Origin of the sequence: Streptomyces parvus, assembly GCF_032121415.1 — a bacterium.
Taxonomy (GTDB): domain Bacteria; phylum Actinomycetota; class Actinomycetes; order Streptomycetales; family Streptomycetaceae; genus Streptomyces; species Streptomyces globisporus_A.
Window position 1 is genome coordinate 4,803,336 of sequence record NZ_CP135079.1, and the last position, 15,241, is coordinate 4,818,576.

At 71.7% G+C, this 15,241-nt stretch carries 13 protein-coding genes; 5 read left to right on the forward strand and 8 right to left on the reverse strand.

Features of this window, described 5'->3' with window-relative positions; translation table 11 throughout:
- Positions 1-6: 6 nt before the first annotated feature.
- Together RNL97_RS22830 and RNL97_RS22835 are read left to right on the forward strand one after the other, a co-directional pair.
- Entirely contained in the window at positions 7-216 is a 210-nt protein-coding gene (locus RNL97_RS22830; RefSeq protein ID WP_030579617.1) for a helix-turn-helix domain-containing protein, read from the forward strand.
- On the forward strand, positions 216-821 hold the full coding sequence (locus tag RNL97_RS22835; protein WP_030579620.1) for a Clp protease N-terminal domain-containing protein: 606 nt from the start codon (positions 216-218) through the stop codon (positions 819-821). The genes RNL97_RS22830 and RNL97_RS22835 overlap by 1 nt, the downstream gene beginning before the upstream one ends.
- Positions 822-870: 49 nt before the next feature.
- On the opposite strand, the gene RNL97_RS22840 is transcribed toward RNL97_RS22835, so the two are convergent.
- Positions 871-1,920, reverse strand: a complete 1,050-nt coding sequence (locus RNL97_RS22840) for a PadR family transcriptional regulator (RefSeq protein ID WP_243315122.1) — start codon at positions 1,918-1,920, stop codon at positions 871-873.
- Position 1,921: 1 nt separating this feature from the next.
- Positions 1,922-2,779: a DUF4097 family beta strand repeat-containing protein gene (locus tag RNL97_RS22845; RefSeq protein WP_030579625.1), complete on the reverse strand. Its 858-nt coding sequence runs from the start codon at positions 2,777-2,779 to the stop codon at positions 1,922-1,924.
- Between the two features lie 175 nt (positions 2,780-2,954).
- Between RNL97_RS22845 and RNL97_RS22850 the strand changes: the two genes are divergently transcribed.
- On the forward strand, positions 2,955-3,779 hold the full coding sequence (locus RNL97_RS22850; RefSeq protein ID WP_030579628.1) for a hypothetical protein: 825 nt from the start codon (positions 2,955-2,957) through the stop codon (positions 3,777-3,779).
- Positions 3,780-3,796: 17 nt separating this feature from the next.
- Here the strand turns inward: RNL97_RS22850 and RNL97_RS22855 are convergent, their stop codons facing one another.
- From RNL97_RS22855 to RNL97_RS22875, 5 genes are all read right to left on the reverse strand, one after another.
- The gene (locus RNL97_RS22855) at positions 3,797-3,982 is read right to left on the reverse strand and encodes a DUF6104 family protein (protein WP_003966321.1); all 186 of its coding nucleotides are present in this window, start codon (positions 3,980-3,982) and stop codon (positions 3,797-3,799) included.
- Between the two features lie 101 nt (positions 3,983-4,083).
- A complete protein-coding gene (locus RNL97_RS22860; RefSeq protein WP_030579631.1) occupies positions 4,084-7,908 on the reverse strand; it encodes a multifunctional oxoglutarate decarboxylase/oxoglutarate dehydrogenase thiamine pyrophosphate-binding subunit/dihydrolipoyllysine-residue succinyltransferase subunit in 3,825 nt (1,274 codons plus the stop codon).
- Positions 7,909-8,190: 282 nt separating this feature from the next.
- Positions 8,191-9,267, reverse strand: a complete 1,077-nt coding sequence (locus RNL97_RS22865; RefSeq protein ID WP_030579634.1) for a HAMP domain-containing sensor histidine kinase — start codon at positions 9,265-9,267, stop codon at positions 8,191-8,193.
- Positions 9,264-10,001: a response regulator transcription factor gene (locus tag RNL97_RS22870; RefSeq protein ID WP_010061462.1), complete on the reverse strand. Its 738-nt coding sequence runs from the start codon at positions 9,999-10,001 to the stop codon at positions 9,264-9,266. The genes RNL97_RS22865 and RNL97_RS22870 overlap by 4 nt, the downstream gene beginning before the upstream one ends.
- A 234-nt stretch (positions 10,002-10,235) precedes the next feature.
- Entirely contained in the window at positions 10,236-10,955 is a 720-nt protein-coding gene (locus RNL97_RS22875) for a spermidine synthase family protein (protein ID WP_050500001.1), read from the reverse strand.
- A 268-nt stretch (positions 10,956-11,223) separates the two neighbouring features.
- Here RNL97_RS22875 and lon point away from each other — a divergent pair, with 268 nt between their 5' ends.
- Complete coding sequence (gene lon, locus RNL97_RS22880) at positions 11,224-13,638, forward strand: endopeptidase La (protein WP_313751129.1); 2,415 nt, start codon at positions 11,224-11,226, stop codon at positions 13,636-13,638.
- Positions 13,639-13,753: 115 nt separating this feature from the next.
- Here the strand turns inward: lon and RNL97_RS22885 are convergent, their stop codons facing one another.
- Complete coding sequence (locus tag RNL97_RS22885; RefSeq protein WP_243316409.1) at positions 13,754-14,506, reverse strand: polysaccharide deacetylase family protein; 753 nt, start codon at positions 14,504-14,506, stop codon at positions 13,754-13,756.
- A gap of 242 nt (positions 14,507-14,748) precedes the next feature.
- Between RNL97_RS22885 and RNL97_RS22890 the strand changes: the two genes are divergently transcribed.
- A complete protein-coding gene (locus RNL97_RS22890) occupies positions 14,749-15,231 on the forward strand; it encodes a MarR family winged helix-turn-helix transcriptional regulator (RefSeq protein ID WP_030579646.1) in 483 nt (160 codons plus the stop codon).
- The last annotated feature ends 10 nt before the right edge of the window (positions 15,232-15,241 follow it).

The window sequence follows — 15,241 nt, forward strand, 5'->3', positions numbered from 1 at the left end:
GACGCCATGACCGAAGCAACGGATCTGGCCGCGCGCGCCGGTGACCGCGACCCGCGCGTCGGGCTGCGGGCGGTGGCCGCGCTGCGGCGGCTGCTGGAGCAGCTCGAAGCCGTACAAGTCACCAGCGCCCGGGCTCAGGGCTGGTCGTGGCAGGAGATCGCCGCCGAGCTGGGCGTCAGCCGGCAGGCCGTGCACAAGAAGTACGGGAGGCGTTGATGTTCGAGCGATTCACCCGAGGGGCCCGCGCGACCGTGAAGGGCGCCGTGGCCCAGGCCGAGCGGGCCGGGGCCGGGTCCGTCACCGAGGAACACCTGCTGCTCGCGCTGCTGGAACAGGAGGGCGGCCGGGCCTCGTTCGCCGTCACCGCCCTCGGCCTCCACGACCGCCGCGCCTCCCTGGAGGCCGCCTTCGCCGAGGCCCGCCGCCGCGGCGGCCTGACCAAGGCCGACACCGACGCCCTCGCCGGCATCGGGATCGACCTCGGCGCGATCGTCTCCCGCGTCGAGGGAGCCCACGGCGAAGGGGCCCTGGACGCCGACCGCCGCGGCCGCCGGTGGTGGTGGTCCGGGCACCGCCCCTTCACCCCGGGGGCGAAGACCGTGCTGGAGAACTCCCTCCGGGTGGCCCTCGGCCGCGGCGACCGGTTCATCGGCGAGGAGCACTTGCTCCTGGCCCTCACCGCGAAGCCCGGAGTCGTCGCCGACGTCCTCGCCGAGCACGGTGCGACCTGCACGGCCGTGCGGCGCGCGCTGTACGGCTCTGTCGCCGATGGGGGCGACGGAGGAGGCGACGCGGGCCAGGGGCACGCCCAGGCCGGGTGAACGGTGGGGCCGGCGCTCCCGCCCCGGGGCGGGAGCGCCGGCCCCACTCTCAGGCCTGCTTGCCGTCCTCGTCCTCCGCCGTCAGGAGCGCCTCGATCCGTGCCGCCGCCTCGCCCAGGTGGCGGCGGGCCTCCGAGAGCCGGGTCTCCGTCACTCCGTGATCGCGCGCCGTGTCCCGGATGCCGTCGCGGAACCGGTCCAGCAGGCGGTCCAGATCGCGCACCGGGTCGCCGGTCGCCGGCACGTCCTGCCCCCAGTCCGCACCGGGAGCCGGATCCTGGACGGGCGGGGCGCTCTGCGGCCCGGGCTTGCCGAACGGAGGCCAGGCACCGGACCGGGCGAAGCCGCCGAGCTGGCCGGTGATCTCCGCGAGACCTTCCCGTACGCCGGAGGGCCAGTCGCCCCGGGCGAAGTGCTCCTGCACCTGGCGGGCGGCGGCCTGCATCTGCTCCCGCGCCTTCTCCTGGGCCTCCTTGGCCTGGCGGCGGGCCTGCTGGGCGTCCTCGCGGGCGCGCCGGGACTCGTCCTTCGCCCGGCGGGCCTGCTCCTTCCACTCCTGCTTGGCCCGGCGCAGCTCCTCCTTCGCCGTGCTCCACGCCTCGCTGTCGCCGAGGTCGCCCAGATTGCCGAAGTCGCCGAAGTCGCCGAAGGGGGAGGAGGGTTCGCCCTTCACCTTCGCCTTTCCGGTCCCGGACCCCGCCTTCGTGCCGTGCCGGGACTCGGACGCCGCCGCCCGCATATCGCTGCGGAGCCGGCCCGCCGCGCCCCGTACGTCGTCGCGTATCTCGGCGGCCAGCTCGGAGAGCGAATCGCGGATCTCCAGCTCCAGGTCGGCCAGTTCGCCGCTGCGGCCCGCCAGCTCCTCGCGGCCGCCGTCGGTGATCGAGTAGACCTTGCGGCCGCCCTCGGTGGCGTGGGTGACCAGGCCCTCGGCCTCCAGTTTGGCCAGCCGCGGGTAGACCGTGCCGGCGGACGGGGCGTAAAGGCCCTGGAAGCGCTCCTCCAGCAGGCGGATGATCTCGTAGCCGTGGCGCGGGGCCTCGTCCAGGAGCTTGAGGAGGTACAGGCGCAGGCGGCCGTGGGCGAATACGGGGGGCATGTCAGAGAACCTTTCCGGTCGGCTCGGCGGCGTACGCGCCGTCCTGGGCGGGCGGCCTGCGCAGAAGGGCGATCGAACCGGACACGGTCGTCGCCCGCAGGGTCCCCGTCCCGGCGCCCAGCGTGCCGGTGATCTTCTTCGCGCCCCACTGCCCGCCGACCCGCAGGTCCTCGAAGGCGTTGGAGACGGCCCCGCTCGCGGTGTTCGCCTCCACCCTGGCGTCCGCCGGGTGCGGCAGCCGGATCGCGATCTCGCCGGACACCGTGGTCAGCCGGATGTCCGTGGGCTTCCCGGACGGGTCGACGTCCAGCACCATGTCACCGCTGACCGACTCCGCCCGGACCGAGGCCCCCGCCCCGTCGATCACCGTCAGATCGCCGGCCACGGACTGGAAGCGCAGGTCCCCCGTGACGCTCTGGGCCTCCAGGCTGCCCGACACCGACTCCCCGCGCACCGGGCCCGTCAGCCCGACGAGCGTGGAGTCCCCCGTGATGCCGCGGACCTCGGTGCGGCCGCCGATGCCGGAGACGACGGCCCCCGCGCCGATCACGCCGACCTCGACCGAGGCCGTGGTGGGTACGACGAGCGAGACGACGGCACTGCGGCGGCGGCCCTTGGGGTCGAGCCGGCGCAGGAAGTCCTGCCAGGGCAGATCCTCGTACGCCACGGTGAGCCGGCCGCCCTCCTGGGTCACGATCAGTGGCGGCCCCTCGATCGCGGAGACCTCCAGCCGGGCGCCCGGCTCATCGGTCCCGACCACGTTGACCGTGCCGTCGACGATACGCACCTGGAGCGCCGCCACCGGATCGTCGAAGGAGAGCTTCCGCGGCTCATCGATGGTCCATGTCGACACAGGCATGGATATGACCTCCCGGGAAGCGTGGCAACGCAACATATCGCGTCTCGTGAAGAACACGATATATCGCGGATGGGGGAAGTCAAGGGAGAAGGTGAGGGAGGTGGCGCCCCGGCGGCGGTCAGCACAATGCCTGCAAAGCGATCAAATGTGGGCATATTGGCCTAGCGTATGAGCCATGAACGCGACACCCACCGGGGCTCTCCTGCTGTGCCGGGCCGAACCCGAGACCGTACGGCCGCTCGCCCACCTGCTGCGCGAGCCGATGCTGCTGGTCCGCGCGGGCGAGGAGTGGAGTGTGCTCGTCCCGGAGGGGAAGCCGTGGCGGGCCGGGGGAGCGGAGCAGGACGCCGACCCGGTCGACCGGGTCCTCGGCGGCTGGGCCACCGCGCTCGCCGTCGGCTCCACCTGGCCGGTGCTCGCCCTGTGGTGGGACGCCGACCGGGCCGGATACACCCTCGCCGGCGGATTCCGCCGGCCCGTGGGCTACGTCTGGCTGACCGACGGCACCCCGGTGGGCGAGGACGAGGCGATGCGCACCTTCGCCGCCCGGCTCGGCCTCGACCCGGTGCTTGACCTCCAGGCGCTGGAGGAACTGACCCGCCCCGACCCGGAGGCGGACGCGGAAGCCCGGCTGCGCGGGCTCCTCGCCGTCCTCACCGGCACCGGACTGGCCCTGCCCGCCGGGCTATCCCCGGGCGAGAGCGCCGACCGGCTGCGCAGCGTCGCGGCGGTGCAGCGCCAGGTGGACCGCGTCGAGTGGGCCGGCTGGCGCGATGCCGTACGGGTCGAACTGGACGCGGTCGAGAGCAGCCGGGTCGGCCCGTGGGTACGCGGCCCCCGCGCCCGGGCCGTCGCCGCCGTCCAGCTCACGGCCGGACTCCCGCTCCTGCTGTGGGGCGCGCGACGGCGCAGCGGCGGCTGGGCGGCGGCCGGGGCGGTGCTGCTGGCGCACGGCGCTCTGGGACTCCTCTACGAGCGGGCCAGGCAGGGTAGGCCCTAGGGTCTGGCCCCCGAGGATCACGCGTCCTCGTCGTCCTCGTCGTCCAGCCGGGCCAGCCAGGTCGCGAGGCGCTCCACGGGCACCTCGAAATCGGGGTTGAGATCGACGAACGTCCGCAGCTGCTCGGCGAGCCACTCGAAGGTGACCTCCTCCTCGCCGCGCCGCTTCTCCAGTTCCTCGATGCCACGGTCCGTGAAGTACATGCGTCCAGGATATCGAGGGGCGGAGCGCCCCCGGAACGCCGGGGACCCGGCCCCGCGACAGGCGCGGAACCGGGTCCCCGGGGTGTTCGGCGTTACGGTCCTCAGGCCTCGAAGACCTCGTTGACCAACTGCGTCTGCTCCGCCTGGTGGCGCTTGGCCGAGCCGACCGCCGGGGACGAGCCGTGCGGCCGCGAGATGCGGCGCAGGCGCTCGCCGTGCGGCACGTCCGCGCCGACCGCGAGGTCCAGGTGGTCGATCAGGTTGAGCGCGATGAACGGCCACGCACCCTGGTTCGCCGGCTCCTCCTGCGCCCACAGGTACTTCTCGGCGTTCGGGTACTTCGCGATCTCGGCCTGGATCTCCGCACCCGGCAGCGGGTACAGCCGCTCGAGGCGGATGATCGCGGTCTCCGTGTCGCCCCGCTTCTCCCGCTCGGCGTCCAGGTCGTAGTACAGCTTGCCCGAGACGAAGACGACCTTGCGGACGTCCTCGGCCTTGACCGACGCGTCGCCGATCACCGGGCGGAAGCCGCCGGAGGTGAACTCCTCGATGGACGAGGCCGCCGCCTTCAGACGCAGCATCGACTTCGGGGTGAAGACGATGAGCGGCTTGTGGTGCGGGTTGTGCACCTGCCAGCGCAGCAGGTGGAAGTAGTTCGACGGCAGGGTCGGCATCGCGACCGTCATGTTGTCCTGCGCGCACATCTGGAGGAAGCGCTCCGGGCGGGCGGAGCTGTGGTCCGGGCCCTGGCCCTCGTAGCCGTGCGGCAGGAGCAGCGTGACGCCGGAGGTCTGGCCCCACTTCTGCTCGGCCGAGGAGATGAACTCGTCCACGACGGTCTGCGCGCCGTTGACGAAGTCACCGAACTGGGCCTCCCAGATGACCAGCGACTCCGGACGGGCCAGCGAGTAGCCGTACTCGAAGCCCATCGCCGCGTACTCGCTGAGCAGCGAGTCGTAGACGTTGTACCGGGCCTGGTCGTCCGCCAGGTACAGCAGCGGGGTGTAGTCCTCGCCGGTGACCTGGTCGACCAGGACCGCGTGGCGCTGGCCGAACGTGCCGCGGCGGGTGTCCTGGCCGGCGAGCCGGACCGGGGTGCCCTCCATCAGCAGCGAACCGATGGCCAGCGTCTCGCCCATGCCCCAGTCGATCGTGCCGTTCTCCACCGAGGCCGCGCGGCGCTGCATCTGCGGCATCAGACGCGGGTGGACGGTGATCGATTCGGGGATGTTGACCTGCGACTCGGCGATCCGCTTGACGACCTCGGCGGAGACCGCGGTCTCGACGGCCACCGGGAACGCGGCCTGCGGTTCCGGGACGTGCGGGGAGGCGGGCTGTGAGGTGGCCTCGCGGACCTCCGCGAAGACCTTCTCCAGCTGGCCCTGGAAGTCCTGGAGCGCCTGCTCCGCCTCTTCCAGCGTGATGTCGCCGCGACCGATGAGGGACTCGGTGTAGAGCTTGCGCACCGAGCGCTTCTTGTCGATCAGGGTGTACATCTGCGGGTTGGTGAACTCCGGGTTGTCACCCTCGTTGTGACCGCGGCGGCGGTAGCAGATGAGGTCGATCACGACGTCCTTGTTGAACGCCTGCCGGAACTCGAAGGCGAGCCGCGCGACGCGGACCACGGCCTCCGGGTCGTCGCCGTTGACGTGGATGATCGGCGCCTCGATCATGCGCGCCACGTCGGTGGCGTACATCGAGGAGCGCGAGGACTCCGGGGCGGCGGTGAAGCCGACCTGGTTGTTGATCACCACGTGCACGGTGCCGCCGGTGCGGTAGCCGCGCAGCTGCGACATGTTGAGCGTCTCGGCGACGACGCCCTGGCCCGCGAAGGCCGCGTCGCCGTGGAGCGCGACCGGCAGGACCGTGAAGTCCGTGCCGCCCTTGTTGATGATGTCCTGCTTGGCGCGGGCGATGCCCTCCAGGACCGGGTCGACCGCCTCCAGGTGCGAGGGGTTGGCGGCCAGCGAGACCTTGATCTGCTCGCCGTCCAGACCGGTGAAGGTGCCCTCGGCGCCCAGGTGGTACTTGACGTCGCCGGAGCCGTGCATCGAGCGCGGGTCGAGGTTGCCCTCGAACTCGCGGAAGATCTGCGCGTACGACTTGCCGACGATGTTCGCCAGGACGTTCAGGCGGCCGCGGTGGGCCATACCGATGACGACCTCGTCGAGGCGGGCCTCGGCCGCGGAGTCGAGAACGGCGTCGAGCAGCGGGATGACGGACTCGCCGCCCTCCAGCGAGAACCGCTTCTGGCCGACGTACTTCGTCTGCAGGAAGGTCTCGAACGCCTCCGCGGCGTTCAGCCGGCGCAGGATGCGCAGCTGCTCCTCGCGCTCGGGCTTCGGGCGAGGGCGCTCCACCCGGTCCTGGAGCCACTTGCGCTGCTTCGGGTCCTGGATGTGCATGAACTCGATGCCGGTGGTGCGGCAGTACGACTCACGGAGCACGCCGAGGATGTCGCGGAGCTTCATCATCGTCTTGCCGGCGAACCCGCCGACCGCGAACTCCCGCTCCAGGTCCCACAGGGTGAGGCCGTGCTCGGTGATGTCCAGGTCGGGGTGCTTGCGCTGGTGGTACTCCAGCGGGTCGGTGTCGGCCATGACGTGGCCGCGGACCCGGTAGGAGTGGATCAGCTCGAAGACCCGCGCGGCCTTGGTGACGTCGTCGTCGTGCGAGGCGTCGATGTCCTTGAGCCAGCGGACCGGCTCGTAGGGGATGCGCAGCGCCTTGAAGATCTCGTCGTAGAACTCGTTCTCGCCGAGCAGCAGCTGGGAGAGGACGCGCAGGAACTCGCCGGAGGCGGCACCCTGGATGACCCGGTGGTCGTAGGTCGACGTGAGCGTCATGACCTTCGAGATACCGAGCTTGTTGAGGGTGTCCTGGGAGGTGCCCTGGAACTCCGCCGGGTAGTCCATCGCGCCGACGCCCATGATGAGGCCCTGACCGGGCATCAGGCGGGGCACCGAGTGGACGGTGCCGATGCCGCCGGGGTTGGTCAGCGAGGCGGTGACGCCGGTGAAGTCGTCCATGCCGAGCTTGCCGATGCGGGCGCGCCGGACGATGTCCTCGTACGCCTGCCAGAACTCGAAGAAGTTGAGCGTCTCGGCTTTCTTGATGGCCGCGACGACCAGCTGGCGGTCGCCGTTCGGCTTCACCAGGTCGATGGCCAGACCCAGGTTGACGTGCTCCGGCTTGACCAGGGTCGGCTTGCCGTCCTTCTCCGCGTAGGAGTAGTTCATCGACGGCATGGCCTTGAGGGCCTGCACCATCGCGTACCCGATGAGGTGCGTGAAGGAGATCTTCCCGCCGCGGGCCCGCTTGAGGTGGTTGTTGATGACGATGCGGTTGTCGAAGAGCAGCTTCACCGGGACCGCGCGGACGGACGTGGCCGTCGGCAGCTCCAGCGAGGCGTTCATGTTCTTCGCGACGGCGGCCGAGGGGCCGCGCAGCGTCACGTACTCCGGTCCTGCCGGGGCCTCGGCGGACCCGTCCGCCGTGGGCTTGGCGGGCGCGGCAGCGGGCTTCGCCGCCGCGGGCTTCGCCTCGGCGGGAGCGGTCTTCGCCGGGGCCGGGGCCGGGGCGGCCTTGGTCGGGGCCGGCTGCGCGGGGGCGGCCGGAGCGGCGGCGGGCGCGGCCTTCGCCGGAGCCGGAGCGGCTGCCGGAGCGGGCGCGGCCGGGGCGGCGGCCTCGGTCGCCGGGGCCCCCGAGGCCCCGGGAGCGGGCTTGTCCGCCGTGCCGGCGGCACCCGGCTTGTAGTCGGCGAAGAAGTCCCACCAGGCACGATCGACCGAACTGGGGTCCTGGAGGTACTGCTGGTAGATCTCGTCGACGAGCCATTCATTGGCGCCGAAAGCCGCGGCCGGGTTGGTGCCCGGGCTGGCTTGGTCGGTCGAGACGCTTGAGTTACTGGGGGACTGAGACGACACGGCGGCAACCGCCCTCTTCCGCTTCACAAGGTGATGGACAGCGGAAATCAAGGCTACGCCCCCCGAACCGTTCCTTGCAGGCCGGGCCGGTGCTTCGTCGTGCACATCACATCGAAGGGCGGGTTTCGGCGCAGGAAATGGCGGGAAACAAGCGAGGTTCCACTGCACTTCGGGTACGCAGGACCGTGGACACGGCCCTGCGACCGCATCCCCTTGAGGCCCCTTGCTGGCTGGACACGTATGAACGTGCCCCTCCGGTTCGACCCTATGCCAACGAGACCGTCAACCGCGCGGCTCGGGGATTCCCGGGAGAGTGACCTGGATGCGGCAGCCCCGTACGGATTCGGCCACACCGATCCGGCCGCCGTGCAGATCGACCGCCCACCGGGCGATGGCGAGACCGAGGCCCGTACCGCCGTCGCTTCCCGGACCCTGCGGGGAGGGCGCCTGGCCCCGGTTGAAACGCTCGAAGACCCGGTGGCGCTCCGCCTCCGGGATGCCGGGCCCCTCGTCGATGACTTCCAGCTCCAGCGACTCGGGGGAGGCCCCGCGCCGGGCCAGCACCGTCACCCGGCCGTGCGGCGGGCTGTGCTTGACCGCGTTGTCGATCAGGTTCGCGACCACCTGGTGCAGCCGCTCGGCGTCCGCGTGCGCGGTGAGCTCCGGCGGCGAGACGTCCAGATGCAGATGGACGTCCGTACGGGAGTGATTGCCCGAACCCGACGACAGGCGTCGCTGGGAGGCGGCGAGGTTCGCCTCCTTCAGTACGCCCGACAGGTACGGCCACACCTCGAAACGGCGTGCCTTGAGTGCGACGACCCCGTTGTCCAGCCGCGAGAGGTCCAGCAGCGTCTCGACGAGCCGGCCCAGCCGCTCCGTCTGCTTCAGCGCCGTGCGCATCGTCTCCGGATCGGCGGCGGACACCCCGTCCACCACGTTCTCCAGCACGGCTCTGAGCGCGGCGATGGGGGTGCGCAGCTCATGGCTGACATTGGCGACCAGCTCTTTTCGATGCCGGTCCTCCGCCTCCAGATCGTCCGCCATGCGGTTGATCGTCTGCGCCAGGTCACCCAGCTCGTCCCGCCGCCCGGCGCCGCTCACCCGGCGCGTGTAGTCGCCGTGCGAGATCGACCGGGCCACCGCTCTCATCTCGTCCAGCGGCGCGGTCAGACCGTGCGCCACGAACTGGGTGATCAGCAGCGTGGCGATCACCGAGAACACCGTGATGAAGCGGAACTCCGTACGGGTCCGCAGCGCGACGATCAGCAGGCCCGTGGTGATGAACACCGAGACCACGACGAGCGTGCCGAGCTTGGCCTTGATCGAGAAGGGCCGCAGTCCGGACCCTGGCCGGGTCATGGCGCGGGAGTCTCCAGGGCGTAGCCCACCCCGTGCACGGTACGGATCCGCTCCGCGCCGATCTTCCGGCGCAGCGCCTTGATGTGGCTGTCGACCGTACGGGTGCCCGAGGCGTCCGCCCAGTCCCACACCTCGGCCAGCAGCTGCTCCCGGGAGAGCACGGCGCGGGGGGTGTTGGCGAGGCAGACCAGCAGGTCGAACTCGGTCGGCGTGAGGTGGACGTCCTCGGCGCGCACCCGGACCCGGCGCTGCGCGTGGTCGATCTCCAGCTCACCCAGGCGCAGTATCCCGCTGCGCGGGGTCACGGCGGCCAGCGCCGCCCGCTCCACCCGGCGCAGCAGCACGTGCACCCGGGCGGCCAGCTCGCGCATGGAGAACGGCTTGGTCATGTAGTCGTCGGCGCCCACCCCGAGCCCGACCAGCATGTCGGTCTCGTCGTCGCGCGCGGTGAGCATCAGCACCGGGACCGGGCGCGATGCCTGCACCCGGCGGCAGACCTCCAGGCCGTCGAAGCCCGGAAGCATGATGTCGAGCACCATCAGGTCGGGCTGCCAGGCCTCGGCCGCGTCCACGGCCGCGGGGCCGTCCAGCGCGGTCTGCACCAGGAAGCCCTCCGCCCGCAGCCGGGCGGAAATGGCGTCGACGATCGTGGCGTCGTCCTCGACCACCAGCACCCGGCGCTGAGCCCCCGGGGTGGCCGCGACGCCGTTGTGGGTGGTGTGTGTCTGTTCCATCGCCCCGCCCCTGCCCGTTCTCGCGGGAGCCATTCCCCCGCAAGGCACGGTCTTCGCTCGTGTTTTCGTGGGTGATCCCGTGTGCCGGTCAGCAGCGTAAAGGCAGCGGAGGCCTCCCGGCTACGCAGGGTGTTGTCCCGGGGCCGCGAGTTCGGGCCGGGCGGGCGGCCGGATCGTCTGCCTTGTGCCGGTTGACCCGTGCCGCCGCCGGGCCGCGCATACCGGGAGGGGGGTTCAGCCGGTCCGGAGTGCGAGATGGACCACGTCGGGCACACCTCGGGCAACGGCCACTTCTTCCGTCCGAACCCCGCTGAACCCGGCATTCCGCAATGCCTGCTCGAAGGCGGGCGACGGCTGCGCGGACCAGACGGCGAGCACGCCGCCCGGGTTCAGACGGTCGTGGCAGTGCGCCAGACCGGCCGGGGAGTAGAGGCTTTCGTTGCCCTCCGTGACCGTCCAGTCGGGCCCGTTGTCGATGTCCAGGCAGAGCGCGTCGTAACGCTCCGTGGTGGTGCGGAGGTGGTCGACCAGGTCCGTGTGCAGGATCCCGGTCCTGGGGTCGGCCAGCGCCGCTCCGGAGATCCGGTCCAGCGGCCCCTCGCGGTGCCAGTCCACGATCGCCTGCTCCCGCTCCACGACCACGATCCGCCCCCAGCGCTCCTCCTCGGCGGCCCGCACCAGGGAGAACCCGACACCCAGGCCGCCGATCAGCACGGAGGGCGCCGTCCTCCCGGCGGGCAGTGAGGCCAGCGCGACGTCGATCAGCAGCCGCTCGGAGCGTCCGTCGGAGGTGTCCATCAGGAAGCAGCCGTTGGCGATGATCTCGAAGTGCTCCCCGCGCTCGCGCAGGACGACCTCGCCGAAGGGCCCCTCCCGGCGGTCGAGGACGACGGGGGTGTCGGTGGAGCGCACAGGCGGCGATTCCATCGGTTCGGGGGCGGTCGTCGCGGACATGGGGCGGCTCTCCGGTATCCGGTCGTGGCGGTCGATGCCGCCCATCCTGTCCCGTCGCGCGGGTGGAGGCCAGCGCCTTTCCCGCTCCGGAGAGGGGAACAACTGCCCGCCGTCGAGCGCTCCCGTACGGGGAGGGCGCCTGGGCGGGAAGGGGCGCGGGGTGTGGCGGGGGGTGTTGATCGCTCAGAGCGAACATCGACCGGGGAACATTCGGCGGCTCACAAGCATTGAGTCCACATAGCTCAACTTGCCTGCCGAAGGGGAGATCATGACTAACGAGTCCCAGGCGTTCACACCGATCGACCTGCCCGTGCTGCCGCTCGACGACGAGGTCGTCCTGCCCGGCATGGTGGTGCCGCTGGACCTGTCCGACACCGAGGTGCGCGCCGCCGTCGAGGCCGCGCAGGCCGCAGCCCGTCCCGGCGGCGGAAAGCCCCAGGTGCTGCTGGTCCCGCGGATCGACGGCACGTACACGGGGACCGGTGTCCTCGGCACCGTCGAGCAGGTCGGACGCCTGTCGGACGGCGATCCGGGCGCCCTCATCCGGGCCCGTGACCGGGTCCGCATCGGAGCCGGGACCAGCGGTCCCGGCCGGGCGCTCTGGGTGGAGGGGACCGTGCTGGAGACCGCCGCCCCCGACCCGCTGCCCGGATCCGCCGCCGAGCTGGTCAAGGAGTACAAGGCGCTCGCCACCAGCTGGCTGAAGAAGCGCGGCGCCTGGCAGGTCGTGGACCGGATCCAGCAGATCGAGGACGTCTCCGCGCTCGCCGACAACTCCGGATACTCACCGTTCCTCTCGACCGCCCAGAAGGTCCAGCTCCTGGAGACCGTGGACCCGATCGCCCGGCTGAAGCTCGCCATCCAGTGGCTGAGCGAGCACCTTGCCGAGCAGGACGTGGCCGAGTCCATCGCCAAGGACGTCCAGGACGGCGTCGACAAGCAGCAGCGGGAGTTCCTGCTGCGCCGCCAGCTCGACGCCGTACGCAAGGAGCTCGCCGAGCTCAACGGCGACCCGGAGGACGAGTCCGACGACTACCGGGCCCGCGTCGAGGCCGCCGACCTGCCCGAGCACGTCCGCCAGGCCGCGCTCAAGGAGGTCGAGAAGCTGGAGCGCTCCAGCGACCAGTCCCCCGAGGGCTCCTGGATCCGCACCTGGCTGGACACCGTCCTCGAACTGCCGTGGACCGAGCGGACCGAGGACGCCTACGACATCCGCGGCGCCCAGGAGGTCCTGGACGCCGAGCACGCAGGCCTGGCCGATGTGAAGGAACGCATCACCGAGTACCTGGCGGTGCGCAAGCGCCGGGCCGACCGGGGCCTCGGCGTCGTCGGCGGGCGTCGCGGCGGAGCGGTCCTCGCCCTCGTCGGCCCGCCCGGCGTCGGCAAGACCTCGCTCGGCGAGTCCGTCGCGCACGCCATGGGCCGCAAGTTCGTCCGTGTCGCACTCGGCGGTGTCCGGGACGAGGCGGAGATCCGGGGCCACCGGCGTACGTACGTCGGCGCGCTCCCCGGCCGGATCGTGCGGGCCATCAAGGAGGCCGGTTCGATGAACCCGGTCGTCCTGCTCGACGAGATCGACAAGGTCGGCTCCGACTTCCGGGGCGACCCGGCCGCCGCTCTGCTCGAAGTCCTCGACCCGGCGCAGAACCACACCTTCCGCGACCACTACCTGGAGGTCGAGCTCGACCTCAGCGACGTCGTCTTCCTGGCCACCGCCAACGTCCTCGAAGCCATCCCGGAGGCCCTGCTCGACCGTATGGAGCTGGTCCGCCTCGACGGCTACACCGAGGACGAGAAGGTCGTCATCGCCCGGGACCACCTGCTCCCGCGCCAGCTGGAGCGGGCCGGTCTGGAGAAGGACGAGGTCGCCCTGGAGGAGTCGGCGCTGCGCAAGCTGGCCGGCGAGTACACCCGTGAGGCGGGCGTACGGAATCTGGAGCGGGCGGTGGCCCGGCTGCTCCGCAAGGTCGCGGCCCAGCACGAACTGGGCGACCGCGAGCTGCCGTTCACGGTGACCGACGCGGATCTGCGCGGCCTGATCGGGCGTCCGCACCACGTGCCCGAGTCCGCACAGGACCCGGCCGAGCGCCGCACCGCGGTGCCGGGCGTGGCCACCGGGCTCGCGGTGACCGGGGCCGGCGGTGACGTGCTCTTCGTCGAGGCGTCGCTCGCCGACCCGGAGACCGGGGCGTCCGGACTGACCCTGACCGGTCAGCTCGGGGACGTCATGAAGGAGTCCGCGCAGATCGCGCTGAGCTTCCTGCGGTCGCACGGCGCGGAGCTGGAGCTGCCGGTCGCCGACCTCAAGGACCGGGGCGTGCACGTCCACTTCCCGGCGGGCGCGGTCCCCAAGGACGGCCCGAGCGCCGGCATCACGCTGACGACCGCGCTGGCCTCGCTGCTCTCCGGACGCCTCGTCCGTACGGATGTCGCGATGACCGGTGAGGTGTCGCTGACCGGACGGGTCCTGCCGATCGGCGGCGTCAAGCAGAAGCTGCTGGCCGCGCACCGGGCGGGCATCACGACCGTGGTGATCCCCCAGCGCAACGAGGCCGACCTGGACGACGTCCCGGCCGAGGTGCTGGAGAAGCTGGACGTCCACCCGGTCACCGACGTCCGCCAGGTGCTGGAGATCGCCCTCGCCCCGGCCAGGACCGGGGAGAGGATCCCGGCCGCGGCCTGACCGCCGTACGCCGGCCCGGCTCGGACGCCCGCTTCCCGCTGCGCGGGGGCGGGCCGTCCGCGTGTCCGGGGCGTGGCGCAGGGCGTGGCCTCCGGGACGTCGTCCGGGACGCGGCTCAGGGGCGGTAGATCGTGCCCGGCTGCGGCTCGGCGGGGGCCATCAGCTCGGGGACGGTCACGAAGGTGTAGCCGTCCTTCTGGAGCGCGTCGATGATCCCGGGCACGGCGGGGACGGTGCCCTTGTAGATGTCGTGCAGCAGGATGACGCCGTCCTTGCCCGCCTGGTCGAGGATCCGCTTCTTGATCAGCGCGGAGTCGTTCGTCGAGTAGTCCTTGGCCGTGGCGCTCCACAGCACCTGGGAGAGCCCGAGCTCCTTGCTGATGTCCGAGACCGTGTCGTCGGTGCGGCCCTGCGGCGGACGCATCAGCCGGGGCTTCTTGCCGGTGATCCTCTCGATGGCCACCTGGGTCTTCTCCAGCTCGGCCCGTATCTCGTCCGGCTTCCGGTCGGTCAGCACCTTGTGCGTCCAGGTGTGGTTGGCCACCTCGTGGCCCTCGTCCTCGATGCGCCGCACCACGTCGGGGTGCTTGACGACGTGGTGCTTGCCGAGCAGGAAGAAGGTGGCGTGCACCTTCTTCTCCTTGAGGATGTCCAGCAGCCTCGGCGTGTCCTCGCCCGGTCCCGCGTCGAAGGTCAGGGCGATGCACTTGGCCTTGCGGCAGTCGACCGGCCCGAACTCGCCCTTGGCGTCGGACGCCGCCTCCCCGCGTGCCGAACCGGGCGCGGTCGTCTCCATCGAGCAGCCGCTCAACGTCAGTGTGAGCACCGTCACCAGCGCCGCGGTCAACCCCATCGCGGGCAACGGCATCTTTCCATGCACGACACATCACTCCTCTGTGCGGGAAATCCCGCACAGGCGTGCGGTACGGCGATGACTATACACAGCGTGTATACATCGAGTGCATAGCGAGGTGCGGGGTGGCGGCAGGCTCCGGACCGGGGCCGGCTCGGCGCGGTCGGCGCACGCCTGCGAAATACTGGCCGAGCTGCGGCGATGATCGGTCCCGGCAGCGGCTTTCATCGGCAGGGAACCGTACGAGGGGTACTGACGTGCGCGGAGACGACAGCGGGCCGGAGCCGGGCGTGCCCGACGCGGGCGGCGTGGACCATGAATTCCTGGCGCTGGAGCGTGAGCTGGCCGTGTTCCTGCGCCGGGCGCGCGCCAGCTCGGGCGAGATGGCCCGGGAGGTCCACCCCGAACTGGAGCCCGCCGCCTACGGTCTGCTCGTCCGCCTGGAGGCGGCGGGCCGGCAGCGGGCCACCGAACTGGCCGCCTACTTCGGCGTCGGCAAGGCCACCATGAGCCGCCAGCTCCACTCCCTGGAGAACCTCGGGCTGGTGGCCCGCGAACCCGATCCCGCCGACGGGCGCGCCTGGCTCGTCCACCTCACCGACGACGGCCTGGCCCGGTTCCGCAGCGTCCGGGACGCCCGCCGCGGGCGCTACGTGCGCAAGCTGGCCGACTGGGACCGGGCCGAAGTCGCCGAGCTGGCCCGGCTCCTGCACCAGCTGAACGCCCGAGCGGAGAGCTGACCGGCTCCGG